This window comes from Nocardia sp. NPDC051052 (assembly GCF_044456045.1).
Classification (GTDB): Bacteria; Actinomycetota; Actinomycetes; order Mycobacteriales; family Mycobacteriaceae; genus Nocardia.
This window is the reverse complement of record NZ_JBITFL010000018.1, coordinates 18,742-38,107: the sequence shown is the minus strand read 5'-3', so window position 1 is coordinate 38,107 and position 19,366 is coordinate 18,742. Positions and strand designations below refer to the sequence as shown.

General features: G+C 66.7%; 18 protein-coding genes, 1 tRNA gene and 1 pseudogene. 12 read left to right on the top strand and 8 right to left on the bottom strand.

Annotated features, from left to right (window positions below; translation table 11 throughout):
- Window positions 1-108 precede the first annotated feature (108 nt).
- The 6 genes from ACIBCN_RS39895 (at window position 109) to ACIBCN_RS39870 (ending at window position 5,982) form a co-directional block, all read left to right on the top strand.
- Window positions 109-1,581, top strand: coding sequence for a S1C family serine protease (locus ACIBCN_RS39895; protein ID WP_396997452.1), 1,473 nt, complete (start codon window positions 109-111; stop codon window positions 1,579-1,581).
- A gap of 80 nt (window positions 1,582-1,661) precedes the next feature.
- A complete protein-coding gene (locus ACIBCN_RS39890) occupies window positions 1,662-2,156 on the top strand; it encodes a MogA/MoaB family molybdenum cofactor biosynthesis protein (protein WP_357381779.1) in 495 nt (164 codons plus the stop codon).
- Between the two features lie 695 nt (window positions 2,157-2,851).
- Entirely contained in the window at window positions 2,852-3,526 is a 675-nt protein-coding gene (locus ACIBCN_RS39885) for an MspA family porin (protein WP_396997451.1), read from the top strand.
- A gap of 66 nt (window positions 3,527-3,592) precedes the next feature.
- A complete protein-coding gene (locus ACIBCN_RS39880) occupies window positions 3,593-4,264 on the top strand; it encodes an MspA family porin (RefSeq protein ID WP_396997449.1) in 672 nt (223 codons plus the stop codon).
- 316 nt (window positions 4,265-4,580) lie between these two features.
- Complete coding sequence (locus tag ACIBCN_RS39875; RefSeq protein ID WP_396997448.1) at window positions 4,581-5,255, top strand: MspA family porin; 675 nt, start codon at window positions 4,581-4,583, stop codon at window positions 5,253-5,255.
- A gap of 64 nt (window positions 5,256-5,319) precedes the next feature.
- Complete coding sequence (locus ACIBCN_RS39870; protein ID WP_396997447.1) at window positions 5,320-5,982, top strand: MspA family porin; 663 nt, start codon at window positions 5,320-5,322, stop codon at window positions 5,980-5,982.
- Window positions 5,983-6,062: 80 nt separating this feature from the next.
- On the opposite strand, the gene mscL is transcribed toward ACIBCN_RS39870, so the two are convergent.
- The 4 genes from mscL to ACIBCN_RS39850 form a co-directional block, all read right to left on the bottom strand.
- Window positions 6,063-6,467 carry a large conductance mechanosensitive channel protein MscL gene (mscL, locus tag ACIBCN_RS39865; RefSeq protein ID WP_396997445.1) on the bottom strand — a complete coding sequence of 135 codons (405 nt, stop codon included), beginning with the start codon at window positions 6,465-6,467 and terminating at the stop codon, window positions 6,063-6,065.
- 103 nt (window positions 6,468-6,570) lie between these two features.
- Window positions 6,571-7,224: an SAF domain-containing protein gene (locus ACIBCN_RS39860; protein WP_396997443.1), complete on the bottom strand. Its 654-nt coding sequence runs from the start codon at window positions 7,222-7,224 to the stop codon at window positions 6,571-6,573.
- An 88-nt stretch (window positions 7,225-7,312) separates the two neighbouring features.
- The gene (locus ACIBCN_RS39855) at window positions 7,313-7,624 is read right to left on the bottom strand and encodes an FmdB family zinc ribbon protein (RefSeq protein WP_396997442.1); all 312 of its coding nucleotides are present in this window, start codon (window positions 7,622-7,624) and stop codon (window positions 7,313-7,315) included.
- A gap of 69 nt (window positions 7,625-7,693) precedes the next feature.
- On the bottom strand, window positions 7,694-8,290 hold the full coding sequence (locus ACIBCN_RS39850) for a 5-formyltetrahydrofolate cyclo-ligase (RefSeq protein WP_396997441.1): 597 nt from the start codon (window positions 8,288-8,290) through the stop codon (window positions 7,694-7,696).
- Window positions 8,291-8,369: 79 nt separating this feature from the next.
- Between ACIBCN_RS39850 and ACIBCN_RS39845 the strand changes: the two genes are divergently transcribed.
- From ACIBCN_RS39845 to ACIBCN_RS39820, 6 genes are all read left to right on the top strand, one after another.
- Window positions 8,370-9,326, top strand: coding sequence for a UTP--glucose-1-phosphate uridylyltransferase (locus ACIBCN_RS39845; RefSeq protein ID WP_396997440.1), 957 nt, complete (start codon window positions 8,370-8,372; stop codon window positions 9,324-9,326).
- Between the two features lie 132 nt (window positions 9,327-9,458).
- A complete protein-coding gene (gene glp / locus ACIBCN_RS39840; RefSeq protein ID WP_396975265.1) occupies window positions 9,459-10,718 on the top strand; it encodes a gephyrin-like molybdotransferase Glp in 1,260 nt (419 codons plus the stop codon).
- Window positions 10,719-10,730: 12 nt separating this feature from the next.
- On the top strand, window positions 10,731-11,384 hold the full coding sequence (locus ACIBCN_RS39835) for a GNAT family N-acetyltransferase (protein ID WP_396997439.1): 654 nt from the start codon (window positions 10,731-10,733) through the stop codon (window positions 11,382-11,384).
- 281 nt (window positions 11,385-11,665) lie between these two features.
- On the top strand, window positions 11,666-12,802 hold the full coding sequence (gene glpR / locus ACIBCN_RS39830; protein WP_396997438.1) for a gephyrin-like molybdotransferase receptor GlpR: 1,137 nt from the start codon (window positions 11,666-11,668) through the stop codon (window positions 12,800-12,802).
- A gap of 102 nt (window positions 12,803-12,904) precedes the next feature.
- Window positions 12,905-12,980: transfer RNA gene (locus tag ACIBCN_RS39825), tRNA-Ala, on the top strand.
- Window positions 12,981-13,131: 151 nt separating this feature from the next.
- Window positions 13,132-13,416, top strand: coding sequence for a hypothetical protein (locus tag ACIBCN_RS39820; RefSeq protein WP_396997436.1), 285 nt, complete (start codon window positions 13,132-13,134; stop codon window positions 13,414-13,416).
- A 108-nt stretch (window positions 13,417-13,524) separates the two neighbouring features.
- Here the strand turns inward: ACIBCN_RS39820 and ACIBCN_RS39815 are convergent.
- From ACIBCN_RS39815 to ACIBCN_RS39800, 4 genes and pseudogenes are all read right to left on the bottom strand, one after another.
- A pseudogene (locus ACIBCN_RS39815) lies at window positions 13,525-14,586 on the bottom strand (recombinase family protein); the annotation flags it as partial.
- A 597-nt stretch (window positions 14,587-15,183) separates the two neighbouring features.
- On the bottom strand, window positions 15,184-16,014 hold the full coding sequence (locus ACIBCN_RS39810; RefSeq protein ID WP_396997435.1) for a replication-relaxation family protein: 831 nt from the start codon (window positions 16,012-16,014) through the stop codon (window positions 15,184-15,186).
- Window positions 16,011-17,495 (bottom strand): type IV secretory system conjugative DNA transfer family protein, encoded by a 1,485-nt coding sequence (locus tag ACIBCN_RS39805; protein WP_396997434.1) that lies wholly within the window; start codon window positions 17,493-17,495, stop codon window positions 16,011-16,013. The genes ACIBCN_RS39810 and ACIBCN_RS39805 overlap by 4 nt, the downstream gene beginning before the upstream one ends.
- Entirely contained in the window at window positions 17,492-18,751 is a 1,260-nt protein-coding gene (locus ACIBCN_RS39800) for a hypothetical protein (RefSeq protein WP_396997432.1), read from the bottom strand. The genes ACIBCN_RS39805 and ACIBCN_RS39800 overlap by 4 nt, the downstream gene beginning before the upstream one ends.
- Between the last annotated feature and the right edge of the window lie 615 nt (window positions 18,752-19,366).

Genomic DNA, 19,366 nt, shown 5'->3' with positions numbered 1-19,366 from the left:
CGCGTTGCGTGGGTACACAGTCTCGGACAATTGAAAGCACGGTCTCAGTCCGCTCTCAGTAGTCGTCGTCAAGCTTGTCGGCAGACGCTGAGGAGAAACGAGGAGTCCATGACCGAGGATTCGAAGGACCGGCGGGACGAGCCGGAAACGGCGAACGCCGCACCGGATCAGCCCAACCCGACCGATCAGATCCCGGCCGCACCGACGGAGCCCGTTGGCGCGCCATACGGGGGCGGCTACGCGCCGCAGGGGCCCGGGTTCGGGCCGTACGAGACGCCGCGCCCGCCGTACGAGGTACCGCCTCCGGCGGGCCAGTACCCGCCGCCGTACCAGCACACCCAGCCGTTCCCCGGCCAGGAGTTCGGCGCGCAGCCCTATGAGCACGCGCAGCCTTTCGATCAGCACGCATCCCAAGGCGCTCCGCTCGGTGGGCAGCAGGCGCCCGCTCGGCGCCCGGTCCGCACCGGTCTTGTGCTGGGCGCCGTGGCCCTGGCCCTGGTCAGTGGCGGCGTCGGCGGCGCGGTCGGTGCGCTGGCCACCCACTCGGACAACGGCAACTCGACCATCACCAACGCGCTCGACCAGCCGAAGCCCAACGTCAACAACGTCTCCAACGCGCCGGCGGGCTCGACCCAGGCGGTCGCGCAGAAGGTGCTGCCCAGCGTGGTGATGATCAAGGTGGCCAGCAGCCGCGCCGAGGGCGAGGGCTCCGGCGTGGTGCTGTCCTCCGACGGCCTCATCCTGACGAACAATCACGTCGCCGCGGGCGGTGGCCCCAACGCGAAGATGGACGTCCTGTTCGCCGACGGCAGCTCCGCGCCCGCGACGATCGTCGGCGCCGACCCGGTTTCCGATCTCGCCGTCATCAAGGTCGCGGGCAAGACCGGCCTGACCCCGATCGAGCTCGGCACCTCGGCGAGTCTGCAGGTGGGCCAGCCGGTCGTCGCGATCGGCTCACCGCTCGGCCTGGCCGGGACCGTGACGACGGGCATCGTGTCCTCGCTCAACCGTCCGGTGTCGACCCAGGGCGAGGGTCAGCAGAGCGCCCCGGGCGTGAACCCGGTGATCGACGCGATCCAGACCGACGCCGCGATCAACCCGGGCAATTCCGGTGGCGCGCTGGTCGACGGCACCGGCAAGCTCATCGGCATCAACACCGCGATCGCCAGCCTCGGCGCCGGTGAGCCGGGAGCCGGCCAGCAGAGCGGCTCGATCGGCCTCGGTTTCGCCATTCCGATCGACCAGGCCCGCCGGGTGGCCGACGAGCTCATCAAGACCGGGCACGCCACCTACGCGCAGATCGGCATCAAGATCCAGGCGCAGGCGCAGGACGCGATCAACGGCGCCAAGGTGATAGATGCCACCGCCGACGGCCCCGCCGCGAAGGCGGGCATCCCCGCGGGCGTCATCATCACCAAGCTCGACGACCGCAGCATCACGACCGGCGACGCACTCGTCGCCGCGGTCCGCTCGCATCAACCGGGAGACAAGGTGAAGGTCACCTATACCGATGATCAAGGCAAGAACCCGAAGACCGTCGAGGTGACCCTCACCGGCGCGCCCGCGGACGGTGGCAGATGATGCGCGTGGTCCAGGGCGGCCGGACGCCGCTGCTCGACACGGCCGCAGAGGTTCTCGGCGTAGACGCTACGGTTAGCACCATGGAAATCGATGCTCCGGTGGCGGGGCGTGCTCTGGTGGTGGTCGTCGATGATCGAACGGCGCATGGAGGTATTGACTCGCTCGGCCCGCTGGTCACCGAGCTGCTCACCGAGGCAGGCTTCCTCGTGGACGCCTCCGTCTCGGTGCAGGCCGACGAGGTCGAGATCCGCAACGCGTTGAACACCGCGGTGATCGGCGGTGTCGACCTGGTCATCTCGGTCGGCGGCACCGGCATGTCCCCGCGTGACGTGACCCCGGAGGCCACCTCGCAGGTGCTCGACCGCGAGTTGACCGGCATCAGCGAGGCGCTGCGTTCGTCCGGTCGGGTGGCCGGTTCGCTGGACGCGGGCTTGTCCCGCGGCGTGGCGGGCATCTCCGGCAGCACCTTGGTGGTCAATCTGCCCGGCACCAGGGCCGCGGTCCGCGACGGCATGGCCACCCTCGGCCCGCTGGCCAGCAAGGTCATCGGCGAGCTGTCCGGATTGGTCGAGTAATTACGGTTTCCAGTTCTTCCGACGACATCCCTCGTCCGGCCGCTCGCCGGGCGAGGGATGCGGCGCGTCTCGCCGAGATTTTCGGCGACACCCTCCCAGACACTACGAGCGACGAACGCGGAGATGGCTCCGGAAACGAGTCTTCCGCCGATGATTGGCTGCGCGCGCAGAAGCCGCCGCACCACGGTTGATTGCCCAGATCTACGTAGTAGCTACGTATTGATAAGTTTGGCTAACCGTAATTTACTTGTGATTGTTTCACATCGGCGTTATTCCGCCGATATATGTACGGCCCTGTCCCGTATTCGGCGGCTGACGCTTTAGCGACGCTGACAGCACCGGCCGGTCGGTCCGACTGTCTCCGCCAGCCATTTATGCACGTCAAGCGTTATTCGGATGGTATCAATTGTGATCTACATCACATTGATCTTTACGAAAGCTTACGTTGCAGCGCCGTTACCTAGCGTTTAATGTTCGCCACGAGCCAACCCACAACTGGACCCCGCGGGCCCGGGTCGGCACGTGTGTGGTCGCCCGGCGGAACCTGGCTCGGTTCCGTTGCCAGCTACCGTTGCGCCGAACTTACGGCCGGTTACACATCGGCAATAAAGTAACGACACACTGAGCTGGGCCTGAGAGGACCATTGTCCACCTCGAAGGTCGAGGTCGACTGTTTGAACCTGATGAGGGGAAGTATGAGCGAGAACCGCACCAACGGTCTGCGCCGCGGTGTCCGCGTCGCGGGCGTCGGCGCTGCCGCGGCCGTGGCCATGGGACTGCTTTCGACCGGTGCCGCCAACGCGGACACCTTCGTGCCGTTGCCGGACGGTCAGAAGGTCGGACCCGGAGTGACCATCTCCCGCAATGGCGAGCACGCCTTGATTTCGCCGTCGCTTTCCGCGAACGGCGCCGGCCGTGTCGTGTGGGTGTCGGGCAATGCCGTCGCCGATATCGCCGTGACCCCTGAAGGCAAGGTAGGACCGAACAACGGTGCCACCAACGCCCCGGGCACCAACAATTCCTCGACCCACGGTACGTCCCAGCTGAACACCGGCTACATCGTCGGTTGCCAGGTCAGCATTGCCGACAACGCGATCTCGGCGGGCGTCTCCGGTGGCATCAATCTCAGTGGCGCGAACGCTGGTGGCTCCATCGGCCTCAACCTCGGCCCTGGCGAAGTCAAGTTTGTCGGCATCGACAGCAAGGACATCACCAAGCCGGGCGTCTACTCCGTCGAGTACCAGGATGCCGAGATCCAGATCCAGGGCTGCGCGGGCTACGCCCAGGCGCGTTCCTACACCGTGGTCGAGATCATCGGCGACAACTACTCGAAGACCACCCTGTACGGGATGCCGTTCAGCATCGGCTGACGTCTGTCGAAACACACGAACAATCTTCTCGCTGAAGCGAACTCAATCCCTCGAGGGGCAGTACAAATGATCAACCGAAAGAACTTGGCACGGATGGCCGGTGTCGGCGCCGCTGCCACCATGGCCTTGGGCCTGTTCTCCACCGGCGCCGCCAACGCCGATACCTTCGTCCCGCTGCCGGGTGGTGAAATCACCAAGACGCTGTCCGACGGCACCGTGGTGACGATCAAGCTGGTTGGCGAATCCGCCAACATCAACCCGTCCATGGGGTCCACTCCGGTGCACCGCAACGCGTGGGTTTCCGGCAGCGCGCAGGTCGAGCTCTCCGGTGCCGCGGGCGGCGCGATCTTCCCGGGCTACACCGTCGGCTGCCAGGTCAACATCGCGGGTGGCGGCGCCACCGGCGGCGTCGACGGCAATGTCGACTGGAGTGACGGCCAGAACGTCACCGGTGGCGTCGGCGCCAACACCGGCGGCAACCTGTCGCTCGGCCCGGGCCAGTCGAAGTCGTTCTACGTGCTCGACCTCGAGCAGGCCGACGACTTCGGCAACGAGGCGCACAAGAAGCGCAACAAGTTCAAGGGCACCAGCGGTTCGGTCACCTGGGCCGACGAGACAATCGGCCTGACCGGTTGCGCCGGTTACGCGCAGGCGCGCGCCTTCATCAATGTCGAGGTCGAGACCGACAGCGTCGTCACCTGGGTGACGTTGTGGGGCCAGCCCTTCAGCCTCGGCTGAGTCGACCTGCGTTGAATACCTGGCAAGACCACGAAACGAGCCCGTCGCGCCCTATGCGACGGGCTCGTTTCGTCTGCGAACATGTTGTCTACCAACATTTTTGGTGAACATAGCGGATATCGGGAGTAACATACTCGAAATCTGTGAGAAGTCTGGCAGAAACCAATAACATAAGCCCCACCCGAGATCGTCCTATGACGGGATGGTCGGCAATTCACGTGATGGACAGAACATTCCACCAGGTGTCGCCGGCCTGAAAGGGGTAACTCGGCCTCGACAACCCGAGGTCGACCGCTAGAACCTGATGAGGGGAAGTATGAGCAAGATCCGCACCAGGGGTCTGCATCGAGGGGTCCGCATCGCGGGCGCCGGCGCTGCGGCCGCCGTGGCCATGGGCCTGCTTTCGACCGGCGCCGCAAACGCCGATACCTTTGTGCCGTTGCCGGACGGCCAGAAGATCGGACCCGGCGTCACCATCTCGCGCAATAGCGAGCACGCCTTGATTTCGCCGTCGATGGCGGCGAACGGCGCGGGTCGCGTTGTGTGGGTGTCGGGTAATGCCGTCGCCGACATCACCGCGACGCCCGAAGGCAAGGCAGGACCCAATAACGGCGCCACCGGCGCCCCGGGCACCAACAACTCGTCGACGCACGGCACCTCGCAGCTGAACACCGGCTACATCGTCGGTTGCCAGGTCAGCATCGCCGACAACGCTATTTCGGCGGGTGTCTCCGGTGGCATCGACCTCAGCGGTGCCAACGCGGGTGGCTCCATCGGGCTGAAACTGGGCCCCGGGGATGTCAAGTTCGTTGGTATCGACAGCAAGGACATCACCAAGCCGGGCGTCTACTCGGTCGAGTACCAAGACGCCGAGATCGCGATCCAGGGCTGTGCCGGGTACGCCCAGGCCAGGTCGTACACCGTCGTCGAGATCATCGGCGACAACTACTCCAAGACCACCCTGTACGGTGCACCGTTCAGCATCGGCTGACCGCACCGGATCTGTCATCTCTGTTGTCGCTGAAGCGAATTCGATCCCTGAGGACATTCATAAAATGATCAACCGTAAGAAACTCGCACGGGCGGCCGGTCTCTGCGCCGCCGCCACGATGGCGGTCGGGCTGTTCTCCACCGGCGCCGCCAATGCCGATACGTTCATCCCGCTGCCGGGCGGTGAACTCGTCAAGACGCTGTCCGACGGCACCGTGGTAACGGTCCGGCTGACCGGCGAATCGGCCAACATCAGCCCGTCGATGGGCTCCACCCCGGTGCACCGCAACGCGTGGGTCTCCGGGTCCGCGTCGGTGAACATCCAAGGCGCGAAGGGTGGCGCGATCATCCCGGGTTACGTCGTCGGCTGCCAGGTCAACATCGACGGTGGCGACGCGAAGGGCGGCGTGACCGCCGGCAGCGACTGGCAAGGCAAGAGCCCGAAGATCGGCGCCACCACCGGCGCCGACCTGTCGCTCGGCCCTGGCCAGGCGACCTCGTTCTCCATCATCGACCGGGAGAAGGCCGACGACTACGGTAACGAGGTGCACAAGAAGAGCTGGGCCTTCAAGGGCGAAAGCGCCTCGACCACCTGGGCCGACGAGACCATCGGTCTGACCGGCTGCGGTGGCTACGCGCAGGCCCGTTCGTACGTGAAGGTCGAGGTGGAGACCGACAACGTCATCACCTGGATGGTCCTGTGGGGCCAGCCCTTCAGCCTCGGCTGATAGCAAATATCCACTAGCACAAGAGAAACGGGCTCGTCGCTATCGCGGCGGGCCCGTTTTTTGTTCTCCCGCAAGCGCGTTCAGGACTCGTGCTTACCACCCGCGCTGCGCTGACCCTCGGCGAGCAGATCGCGGATCTGAATGAGCAGTTCGGTGTCGCTGAGCTCGACGGCTTCCTTGCTGAACCGCTTCTTCACGTGCAGCGCGGGCAGTACGAGCACGAGGTATAGCACCGCGGCGATGACCACGAAATTGATCGCGGCGGTGATGATCGGACCGACCTGAACGAAGGTCGCGGGTTTGTCGGCAACGAGCTGGAAACCCAGACCGACCTCATTGCTGCCGCCGAAGACGGCCAGGATCGGATTGACGATGCCATTGGTGAACGCGGTGACGATCGCTACGAAGGCGGTACCGATGACCACTGCCACGGCGAGATCGACGACGTTTCCGCGGAATAGAAAATCCTTGAAGCCCTTGAGCATTGCCGATATCTCCTCTGTGTATGGAGCTGACAAGTCTTGCTCGGCGGTCGACGCCCGTGGTATGGCCGATGCTAGTTGACCTTGATGCAAATATGCGGACAACTCAATGGAATACGACGGTGAGCGCCGTGTGTAGTGACGCGGCCGCGACAGTGGCGGCGTGTTCGGCGTCCATCGCGACCAGGACCACTCGTTCTTTCGCGGCGCGCCCATCGCCGGGACTCGACACCAGCACCACCGCGGCGTCGGTGGCCAACGTGCGCGCGGGTCGCGCGCCCTGCTCTTCGCCGCCGACCACGTCGACCCGGTCACCCGCGCGCAGGATCTCGGCGACGGCGGTGTCGGCCAGCCGGATCGGCACGATGCGCGCGTCGCGCGCGCCGGTTGCCACCGCGGCCAGGCGCGGTCCGACGACGCGGATATCGGTGAACATCTCGCCGCCGCGCATCGCGCCGGTCAGTGTGGCACCGAGCACGGTCGACGGGTCGCGCACGACACCCTCGGGCAGTGCGCTGGATTCGCGGGGAGCCGATCGAAGATCACCCGCGTCGAGCACGTGGCCCGGTGCGAGATCACGCCCGGCGACCACGACCGTGGTTCGGTCCGCGCCCGGATCGCCGCGCAGGAACAGGATCGCCGCGACGACTATCAGGCCGACGGCGAGGAGTCGCCGCGCCAGCAGGCTGTCCGCCCAGGGTGGCCGATGCCACACCTCGAAGCGGCTGCCGCGGCCGAGATCGGCGAGTGCGCGAGTCATGGCCGAATCCTATGACCGCGAGCACACCCGCCAAGCCCGCGAAAGGGCTAGCTGTGGATAACGAAGGGGCTGGGGATAACTCGACGAATCAGCTGGCCACGGCCGTGCTGGCCGACGTGCTGCTGCCGTTGGACGAGCCGGAATCCGAGCTCGTGGAAGTCGTCGAGCTCGACTCCTTGGCGCCGTTGTCGGTCTTCGCCGGTTCGCTCGCGGTGGACGCGCCGCCGCGGCTGTCGGTGCGGTAGAAGCCGCTGCCCTTGAACACGATGCCGACCGAATTGAACAGCTTGCGCAGCTTCCCGGAGCACTCCGGGCATACCGTCAACGCATCGTCGGAAAAGGACTGAACGATGTCGAAGCGGTTGTCACACTGGGTGCACGCATACGAGTAAGTTGGCACAGCATCCTCCGCAAGTTTTCGTCATCTGGCACTCTACAGCCGACAGTGCCAACGTTGCCAATCTACCTTTCATTCCGGCGCGTGATCTTCGCCGAGAGGTTGCAGGCCGCGACCCGGGGTCAGCGCCCAGCCCATTCTCCGGTCGTGTGGCTCCTCCGGCAGTCGGTGGACGAGTTCTTCGTCACCCACCACCGCGACCAGCCGCGCGTCCGGTCGGGCCACGGCCAGCGTCCGGTCGTAATAGCCGGCCCCGCGGCCGAGCCGGACCCCGCGCCGGTCCACCGCGAGTGCCGGAACCAAGATCAGTTCCGCCCAGCCGATCGCAGCGGTGGGCAGCGTTTCGCCGATCGGCTCGAGTAGCCCGAACCTGGCTCGCCGCAGGCTGTCCCGGCCCGTGTACTCGGCCCAATTCAGCGGTCCCGGCGGCCCGGTGACCGGCACAAGCACCCGAGCGCCCGCCGCCCGCAACGCGTCGAGCACCTGGGTCGATCCGGGCTCACCGCGCACCGGTACATAGGCACAGACCCACTCGGGCACATCCAGCCGACCGGCCGCGGCAACCAGCGCGAGCGTGTTCGTCGCATGCTCTTCGGCGGACATCGCCGCCCGTCGAGCAAGAATTTCGGTGCGCCATGCATGTTTATCGCGCTCACCGGGCATCTCCATGGCGACCACCATAGGCTGACCGGACTACCGGTCGGCTCGACGCCGAGTCAGGGGCTGTGACGATGGATAGGGTATGCGCATGACAGCAAAGGCCGGACAACCCGGCGATGCCACGCCGGCCTCGTGCTTCCGCACGGCCGTAGTGCCCGCCGCCGGGCTCGGAACACGGTTCCTGCCCGCGACCAAGACGGTGCCGAAGGAACTGCTGCCGGTGGTCGACACCCCCGGCATCGAGCTGGTCGCCGCCGAGGCCGCCGAGTCCGGTGCCGAGCGGCTGGTGATCGTCACCTCGCCGGGCAAGGACGGTGTCGTCGCGCACTTCGTTGAGGACCTCGTGCTCGAGGGCACCCTCGCCGAGCGCGGCAAGTTCCAGCTGCTCGAAAAGGTGCGCAAGGCGCCGGGCCTGCTCGACGTGACCTCGGTGGTGCAGGAGGAACCGCTCGGCCTCGGCCACGCGGTCGCCCAGTCCGAGGCCGTTCTCGACGACGACGAGGACGTCATCGCCGTGCTGCTGCCGGACGATCTGGTGCTGCCCTCGGGCGTGTTGGACGTGATGTGCCGGGTCCGCCGCAAGCGTGGCGGCACCGTGCTGTGCGCCATCGACGTGCCCAAGGACGAGGTCAGCGCCTACGGCGTATTCGATGTGGCGACCGTGCCGGACGCGGTGAATCCGAATGTGCTGCGCGTCAAGGGCATGGTGGAAAAGCCCACGCTCGCCGAGGCGCCGTCCACCTTCGCCGCCGCCGGTCGATACCTGTTGGACCGCGCCATTTTCGACGCACTGCGCCGCATCGAGCCCGGCGCGGGCGGCGAATTGCAACTCACCGACGCCGTCGCGCTGCTCATTGCCGAGGGTCATCCAGTTCATGTGGTGGTACACCGTGGGTCGCGCCACGATTTGGGCAACCCGGGCGGCTATCTTCGTGCTGCGGTCGATTTCGCTTTGGAACGCGACGAATACGGCCCCGCCCTACGGGAGTGGTTGGAGCATCGGCTCGGGCCCGACTGGGATCCGCAGCTGACGACCTACGACTGAGGCGTCGGGTTTCCTCGATAGTGGGCCGTCGGGTACGAATGATGGTTCACCATCACGCGCGCCGAAATGGTTGTGCCGAAGCGAAATCGCGCGGTGGAATCACAGGTGTGCGAAGAGATCAGGAAGGGCTGGATGCGCTCGGTTGAGGATCAGCAGATCAAGGTGACCGCCGCGGCGGTCGCGCCTCGGCCGGTCCGGGTCGCGATTTCCGAGGCGCAGGGCCTGCTGTGTGCCGAGGACGTCGTCACCGAACGACCGCTGCCCGGCTTCGATCAGGCGGCGATCGACGGCTACGCGGTGCGCAGCGTCGATGTCGCCGCCGCGGGCACCGATATTCGCAACGAGGACGACGAACTCGTCGATCTCACGCTGCCCGTGGTCGGCGAGGTGATCGCCGGATCGCGTCAGCCCATCCGGCTGCAGCCGCGCCAGACCGTGCGCGTCGACACCGGTGCTCCGTTGCCGACGCTCGCGGATGCGGTGCTGCCCTTGGACTTCACCGACGGCGGCCGCGCCAAGATCAAGATCTATGAGCCGGTCCGCACCGGCGACTACGTGCGGCGCATCGGCGACGACGTGCAGCCCGGCGATGTCGCGGTGCGCGCGGGCACCATCATCGGCGCGGCCCAGGTGGGACTACTAGCGGCGGTCGGGCAGGACAAGGTGCTCGTGCATCCGCGGCCGCGGCTTTCGGTGATCTCGGTCGGCGGCGAGCTCATCGATATCGATCGCACCCCTGGCCCCGGCCAGGTCTACGACGTGAACTCCTACGCCCTCGCCGCGGCGGCCAGAGACGCGGGCGCGGACGTGAATCGGGTCGGCATCGTCAGCGCCGATCCGCGGCGGCTGCGCGATGTGGTCGAGGGCCAGTTGGTGCGTTCCGAGGTCGTCGTCATCGCGGGCGCGGTGGGTGGCTGGGCCTCGGATCAGGTCCGCGAGGCACTCGAGGGACTCGGCGAACTCGAAATCGCCCGCGTCGCCATGCATCCCGGCTCGGTGCAGGGTTTCGGCCGGCTCGGGCGCGACGAGGTGCCCACCTTTCTGCTGCCGTCCAACCCGGTCGGTGCGCTGGTCGTTTTCGAGGTGATGGTGCGTCCGCTGATCCGAATCGCCCTGGGGCGCAGGCATCCCATGCGGCGGATCATCATGGCGCGGACCATCACACCGATCAGCTCGATGGCCGGTCGCAAGGGCTACCTCCGCGCACAGCTCATGCGCGACGAGGCCACCGGCGACTATCTCGTGCAACCACTCGGCGGTGGCGCGGGCGCCTCGTCGCACCTGCTCGCCACGCTCGCCGAGGCGAACAGTTTGATCGTGATAGATCCCGACGACACCGAGATTCGCACCGGTGACGAGGTCCGGGTCGCTTTCCTCGCACAGCGCGGCTGAGGCGTGGAGGCGATGAACGTGTTCCGGGTCACCCAGCATCCCGGTTGGCCTGCGCGACTCGGCCCCGTCCGGGTCGCCGCGGGGGAGGTGACGCTGCGCCCGGTGCGCCTGCGTGACGCCGCCGCGTGGAGCCGAATCCGGTTGCAGGACAGGGCACATCTGGAACCGTGGGAGCCCACCGGCCGCGGCGCGTGGGAGGCACGCAACCACGCGTCCAACTGGCCGTCGCTGTGGTCGAGTCTGAAGGCCGAAGCGCGGCGCGGCGCGATGGTTCCGCTGGTGATCGAGGTGGACGGCGCCTTCAGCGGGCAGCTGACCGTCGGCAATATCGTGCGCGGCGCGCTGCGTTCGGGCTGGATCGGTTATTGGGTCGCCAAGGACCTCAGCGGTAAAGGCGTCGCGACCGCCGCGCTGGCGCTCGGCCTCGACCACTGCTTCGGGCCCGTCGGCCTGCACCGCGTGGAGGCGACCGTGCGGCCGGAAAATCTTGCCAGCCAAGCGGTACTGCGCAATGTCGGCTTCCGCGAGGAGGGCATGCTGCGCCGCTACCTCGATGTGGACGGCGCCTGGCGCGATCACCTGCTGGTCGGCATCACCGTGGAGGAGCTGATGGGCACGGTCGTCGACCGGCTCGTTCGCGAGGGCAGGGCCATCTTGCCCAGATAAGCACGCAATACGGACACGCCCGGCGCATCCGACGCGCGGAGGAATTGGTGGCTTTGTGACTCATGTGGCGTATGTGCACGGCGCGCCTGCCGGATCTCGACGTGTCACGGAATTAACCTACGGACGTCGGAGGTGCGTCCTGCACCCTCGGCAGGGAGCCTGCGAGGCGACCGGCGTCCACGCCGCAGCGACGGACGGAAGCCGGGCGGACGCGGGGCGTGCTGCGCACCGCTCGCCGGCCGAACGGACCAAACCAGGCCGGGACGGAGGTGCTGACCGAGATGCCGAATTCAATCCTGTGGATCGGCCTGGTCGTGCTCTGGGTCTTCGTCCTGTTCCCCATCCTCGCCGACCGGCACCCGAGGATCCGGCGGACCACCGACGCCGCCCTCGCCACCCGGGTGCTCGTCCGCGGAGATTCCAAGCGGCGCACCAAGAGTGGACCGGCCGCAGGCCACGAAACCGACCCCAACTGGCGGCCACGCCGCGCACAGAGAAAGCATGCCCACAGCGATGATGCGGAGGACCGGATGACAACACCGGCCGACGAACCAGTCACCGAAGGTGACCTACCGGCGATCGCCGAAGCCGCGGCATCCCGACCCGATCCCGACATCGCTGACGCCGAACTGGACGACGCCGAACTCACCGAAGCCGAATCGGCGGACGCCGAGGCCGAGCCGACCGACGCCGAAACGGTAACCGCGGAAACCGAATCCGACGACACCGAAGTCGCCGCACCGGACGAAGTCGCCGTCGATGATGATGAGGTGGGCGAAGAGCGCACCGAACCACCCGCGGCCCGGATCCCCCCCGCGCCCTCCACCGCACCCGCGCGCGTCACCCTCGACGACTACCTCGCCGACGACGAAGCCGAGCACGTCGCGCGCCGCGGCCGCGACGAATACGACCCCGACGACGACCTCGACTACGTCCCGAGCCGCCGCGGCCGCGGCGGCTACGACCCCGAGGCCGACGCCATCGCCCGCGCGGCCCGCTACACCTTCCGTCAGCGGTCCGTCCTCGGCCTCGTGCTGGCCGGCGTGCTGTGCGGCGGACTGGCCGTCGCGATGTCACCACACTTCTGGTGGGGCTCCGGCCTGGCCGGCCTCGTCCTTATCGGCTACCTCACCTACCTCCGCAAGCAAGTCCGCATCGAAGAAGACATCCGCCGCCGCCGCGCCGCCCGCCTCAGCCGCGCCGAACAACTCGGCGAACACACCCCCCGGCAGGCACAAGCCGCCCGCGCCGCCATGGACCGCGACACCGCCCGCGCCCTACGCCGCCGCTCCGCCCTCCTCGAAGTAGACGACGAAAACCCCATGTTCGACCACCTCGACCCCTTCGACCCCGCCACCGCCCGCGCCCTGCGCGACCGCACCGGCGGCGGCGACATGCGCCGCGCCGCAGGCGAGTAACCACACCAGCGTAACTCCGAATCACCCCAGGTAAACCCCTCGATTCGGAGTCTCGCAACATCCTTTGCTAGAGTGACACAGCGCGGTTCCCAGGAGCCGCACGGGGCTATAGCGCAGTTGGTAGCGCGTCTCGTTCGCATCGAGAAGGTCAGGGGTTCGATTCCCCTTAGCTCCACCAAGTTAGTCATTGCACGAACACCTCTCTTCGAGGCCCTGACCGGCGGTTTTCCGCTGGTCAGGGCTTTGTTCGTTGTTGGGGTGGTTGTGAGTTGGGGGATGTAGAAGACGGGGACGATGGTGTCGGGTCCGGTGATCTTGATTTCTGCGACGTGGGTTTCGATGAGGGCTTTGCGGGTGTGGTCGGTGCCGGAGTTGATGAGCGCGGCGATGTTGTCGGCTACTTCGGTGAGGGTGGCTGGGTCGGGTCCGGTGGGGGCGGTGTCGAGGGTGGCGGTGAGTTCGTCACGCCGGTGGGTGAGTTGGCGGTGGGTGGTGCGCAGTTGGGTGAGGCGGTCACCAATGAGTTGTTCGTCCATGGTGCCGTTTTCGAACGCGGTGAGGTAGCGATCGATTTTGGTGTTGGTGTCGGTGATTTTGGCGTGGACGGCGGCTAGTTCGGCGTGATGGGCGTCGTGTCCGGCGTGGTGCTGGCGTTGGGCTTCGGCCACGGCGTCGGCGATGCGTGCGCGGTGGTCGTGGTAGAACCGTGCCAGCGCGCCGAGTACGGCCGATTCGGTGGCGTCGGCGTTGAGGCGGTAGCCGTCGCATCGAGTGCGGTCGTAGCGGTTGCGGCTGTGGCAGGTGTAGTAGCGGTAGGTCTTGGTTTTGCCGTGGGCGCGGGTGCCGATCATGCCTGTGCCACAGGTGGGGCAGCGCATACGGCCGGTGAGGGTGTAGTCAGAGGCGTTGGCGCGGCGGTGGGCATGGTCCTCGCCGCGTTCGGTGAGTAGTCGTTGTGCTTCGGTGTAGGTCTCGGTGTCGATCAGGGGGGCGTGACAGTCCGGGACGGTGATGTCTCGAAACGAGAGTTCCCCGAGATAGATCCGGTTGGACAGGGTGCGCAGGACTTGATATCCCGACCATGTGCCGCCGTTGGTCGTGCGGTGCCCGCGTGTGTTGAGGGTCTGGGCAATCGCTTTGGACCCCAACCGGTCTCGGGTGTACAGCGTGAAGATCAACCTCACGATCGGGCATTCGCTGGGGTGGGGTGTGAGGGTCTGTGTGGTGGTGTCGGGCAGATAGCCGAACGGGCGTCGCCCGCCTTTCCACAAGCCTTTGGCGGCTTTGCGTTCCATACCCGCGATGACGCGATCGATGATCGTGTCGCGTTCGAACTGGGCGAACATGCCCAGCATTTGCACTAGCATGCGGCCCATTGGGGTAGAGGTGTCGAACGGTTCGGTGGCGGAGCGGAATACGACACCGCACTTGTCGAGGTCATCGAGCAGGGTCACCATGTGGCCCAGGTTGCGGGAGAACCGATCGACGCGGTACACCAGTAGCACATCGATGAGCCCGGCGTGCGCGGCGCGCATCGCGCGCTGTAACTCGTCGCGGTCGGTGGTCGCGCCGGAGGCGTCGTCGGCGAAGCGCATCACGATGTGCCAGCCCGGTTGAGAGTCCACATACGATCCCAGCCGTGCATCCTGGGCTTCGATCGAATAGGGCTGATGTTCGTCGTCGGTGGAACGACGTACGTAGATCCCGACCCGTACTGTGTCAAGGGCATCGAGCCGGGCCGGTTGAACGCACGCGGTGCGGGGCTTGCTCTTGGGTCGCGCCATCGTGGAGAGCTCCTCTCCCATACGGGCCTTGAACTGTGAACGACGGGATTTATTTCATTTGGACGGAGTCCGGAATGAACCGATTTAGCACTTTTATCGAATTGCCTGAATTTCCGACTTCTGCCCCGGTATTTGGTGCTTCCATTGTCCCACAGATTAGGCGCGGCGGCTAGAGTTTACCGGGCTCTACCTGGGGTTATTGTGGTTTAACTTCGGGCGTTGGGCTGTTCTTTCTGTCCTTCCATTCATTGATTAGGGTGGCGAGGGCTGTGACGGCACGCCGGTATTGCTCGGGTGTCATGGGTGTGGTCTCAATTCGTTCCACAATGATTTCCCCGTGTCGCAAGCCGGGGTGTCGTCGGAATGGATTCGGCGGGGACGTCTCGGCTTTGTCGCTGGTGATGCGAGACCGGCCGAGACTGTGTGTCTCGTCGTGATCTCGCTGTGTCGCTCGGTGGTCCCGGGGTGGTGGTGTGTGGTCGGGTTGGCCAGTGCCGCGCCGGTTCGGTGAGCCGTGGTCAGGCGTGTGAGGTTCGCGCATGGAGAGTCCTTCCGTGGTCAGGCTGTAAACCGGGGCGGACGCGTGAGCGCGATGAGTCATTGCCGGTGTTGGTGTCCTGCGGGTAGCCAGATCGGCCCGGCCGGGCCGCAAGCGTGGGTGTCGGCAGTGGTCGTGGTGGCGATGATTGCGCCGGTGTCGGTGGGGTTGTTGGTGATCAGGTGCTGGAATTCGGCGTGGCGTCTGGGGCCGGTGAACACGAACAGCACCGGTAGGGCGCGTCCGGCGTCGGCGAGTTCGTGATATCCGGTGAGTTTGGCGGCCACGTCGGTGAGTCGTTCGGTGCCGTTGTCGAATTCGAGAAAGAACGCCACAGAGCCACCGGTCTCTGCCCATTCGCCGTAGGCGTCCGGGCGTGCGATGGCGGCGCAGCGGCGGGTGGCTTCGCGTTCGTCCAGCCACACCCGTAGCTGACAGTCGGGGTTGTCGCGGGCACGGGCGGCCAGTTGCGAGAAGAACTCGTTGATGCCGAGCAGGTGTTCGAGGTGTTTGGACCGCGACAACCGCAACATGCGTTCGGCTGTGGTGCGAGGACTGGGCAAGCCGTGTCCGACGTTGGCGGCGGTGATCATTGCACCGAGCGGACCGAGGGTATAGCGCCACGGAACCGACCCGGGGCCGGGGCAGATCCGAAAACGCGACACTATGGCGCGTTCGGTCAGCTTCGCCAGCCGCTTGCGCGCAACGTTGTCCGAGGCGAACAGCAGGCGCGCGATCTGCACCGAGGTCAGAACACGATGAGTAGTGAGTAGATCGAGTAGCTCGATATCTCGGGAGGTGAGTTGCCGTTGAGCCGCGACGGCTTCTGCGATACCGAGGGTGTTTTTGTTTGTGGTGGCTATAGAAGCCAATCGGGGTTTCGTCGTCACCACTGCTCACCGTCCTCGACCTGCGGTAACGGTGGCGGGGAGTATCCCGGCGGGTGTCCCGCTCTCAGCTGGGAGGGCGAATGGGATACCGGAGGGGACACCGATCGGGAATCCCAATGGCCAGAGCTGGTTTCGGGCGTGGTGTCGAGTGCAGCGCTCAGGTCGCCGCGCTGTTTGAGGGTCCGTCGCTTGTCAGATGACAGCCCAGTCGATGCCCGTGCGGCGCCACGCAACGCGTCGGCCCTGCCCGCTACGGCAGGCGGCAATGCCACAGTGCCCAGGCTGAATGGTGGTGTGGTGTGCCCGTTGTGGACGATACGCGCACTCACCGCGTAGCCGGGCCGGTTGGCCAGGTCCGTGTGGTCGAAGTACGGCGCGAAGTGCGGGGCGAGTTTGCGGGCGTCGTCGGGGGCGACCGTGAACACGATTTTGTTCCGCGCGTTGGCGTCGACCGCGCCCGCGATATCCGGGGGAAGCTGACGCAAATGTTGGTGGGCCAGCACCAGCGATACCCGGTAGCCGCGTGCCTCGGCCAACACGGTGTCGATACCGATGGGAATGTGCAGGAAGTTGTGGCACTCATCAACGATGATCGTCGCGTCGCGCCGCCGGGCCGGTGGCAAGGCGGCGCGGCGGGTGATCGCCGCCCATAGTCCCGACAGCAGCAACGACCCAACCAATTGGCAGCCGTGCTCACCTATTTCGCCTTTCGGCAGCCGGGCGATCAGCACGCCGCCGTCCAGGATTTCGGTGAGATCGATCGTGGAGGTGGGAGCGGCGAGCAGATCGCGAGCGAAGCGGTGCGAGAGCACCGCCCGCAGCCGCGAGACCACCGGTCCGTACGCCTGTTGCCGCGCGGCGGGGGTCAAGGCGTCGTAGTCGTCCCAGAATCCCTCGAACCCGCCCGGGGTGCCGTAGCGGCGGGTGATCGCGCGGTGGTAGCCGCGCCGGGTCAGGATCGCCACCACATCGGCCAGCGTCGAGCCCGGCCGCCGCGCCAAGGTCAGGCACGCCGCCCGGAACACCTCATCCATCCGAGGACCCCACCACTGCGCATACACCTTGCGGAATGTGCCGATGACCATCTCAGCGGCGAACTCACGGCCCTCGAGATCATCAATCCTGGGCGGGGCGAACACATTCCACGACGGGGGCGCGTCCCGCTCGGCCGGATCGAGGATCACTAACCGTCCGCCCACCGATGCCGGTAACCGGTCGAGCACGCTAACGGCCAAATCGCCTTGTGGGTCGATCACCACTACACCGCGCCCCGCTGTGGCTTCGGCAAGAGCGAGGTTGGCAAGCCACGTGGACTTGCCCGCACCGGTCACCCCCGGCACATGCATATGATGACGCGCGCCTTCCACCGAGAGCCCGACCATGCCGCCGTCGGAAGCGACACCTAGGGGTTTGGGTCGCGCCCGCCCCGGCCAACCCTGTTCCACCAGCAGCAATTTCGGTTTCGGGGTGTGCTGATTCATCGGTCGCCCTCCTCGGTTGTCGGCTCGAACCCCGTGTTTCTGAGACTGCGGTCCCAACGATCATCGAGACCGGTCCAGGGAGTCTCGGGACGGTTCCGGGGAGTGCCGAGACTGTCTCGGGCAGTCTCGGCACTGTTCGCTTGGGGAGTCTCGAGGCGGGGTAGGTCGCGGTGCGGGGCGCGGGTGCGCGCGTCGGTGGTGTCGATGCCATAGAGGGCGGCGTCGGCGGGGATGTGCCACAACGCGCCCATCTCGGCCACGGTGGCGGCGAACCCGGTCCCGGGACGCCGCGAGCTGACCTTGGCCGCCGACCGGTGCACGCGGCGGGTGATCAAGCCGTCCCCGGCCGTGGCCACCGCGTCGTAGCCGTCGGCGATCAACCCCGCCTGCGAACGGTGCTCCCAGGCCGGGGCTGGCCCCGCCACCGCGACCCGCACCGTCACCCGCAAATGCGGCCCGGATGCCTTCTTGGCCACGATCGCCCGCGACCGCACCGTCTGTACCGGGTCCACGGCCGGCGTCACGCGAGGCGGAGTGCCGGCCGAGGGACGACCGTTCATCCGCGTGAACTCTCGGCCCATCTCTTCCACGAACGCCAACACCGCATCGAGTGCCCGCAGGGCCGGGCGGCCCGACCGGGTGCCGCGCTGCGCGGCCACGATCACCTGCACCCACCCAGCCTCACCCGGGCCGCGCCGGGCCAGCATCGTCAACACCTGCCCTAACGGATCGGCCGCGTCCGCACCCGCTCGCACGGCGGCCGCAGGACCCGATGGCTCCACTACCGGTGACCACTCCCCGCCACGGGGCAGCACTTCGCGCCCGCGGACTCCGCCCACGGCCAACACACCCGGTACCGCGCTCACCACAGCCCGCGCGCCCGGCCACGCCCCCGTCACCGCCGAGATCACCGCCTGTGGCGATATCGTGGGCGGCACCCACACCCCGAGGCTCATCACGGTGTCGGTGGCTACGAACTCACACGCCACATAGCGTGGCCGCCACCCATAGCGGCGCGTGCGGTGCAGCACCCCGGCCAGCGACCGCGCGAACCGAACCGAGGCCTCCGGCGGTAGATGCGCGGGCGGAGTGATCCGCACCCACACCGCCTGGGCGGTGTCGGACTCGCGTACCACCCACGAACCCACCCACCACACCAACGCCGCTATCAACCCCGCCACGACACACAGCCGCAACCGCCAGGGTGCGAGCGCGATGAACCCGAATACCGAGTCGAATAGATGAACGACGGTCATGACAAACCTCCTGGTACTGCTGACAATCGGCCGGGCAACATCACTGGGCCTCTGAACTGAAGAAGGTGTCGGACGCGAGCGCGTGTGACAGTCCTCCCGCGAAAAATCGAACGACTATCACCTGCCTCGTCCGGATTCCGGTGTACGACCGCACGCGAGCCGCGTAATGGGGTGGTGTGGATAGTCATGGGGTGCTTTCTCCTGTAGCTCGTCGGCAAAACTTGAGCGCAGAACCCTGCTATAGGTAGACAGATCCAGTTATGACCGGTCCTGTGAACGGGGCGTGCGCAACTTTTTTCTCCTCTCAGCCGTGAAGGCTCAGAAAGGTGCTCTCATAGGGGGTATAGGCGCGGAAAACACCCGATTCCGTCACCCCGCTACACAACAATTTGGTCAAGCCCCGCTCAGAAGCCGGATTTTGCGCAACGGGCCGCCGAGCGGAACCACCCGATTCCGTCACCAGCCGCAAAACGGTTTGGTCGACGCAGTCCCGGAGGTGGGGGGGGGGCCCCCCGGGGGCGCCCCCCCCCCCCGGGGGGGGGGGGCGGGGCGGGCCCCGGGGGGCCCCGCGGCGGCCCGGGGCCCGGGGCCCCCCGCAAACGCGGGGGGCCCCGG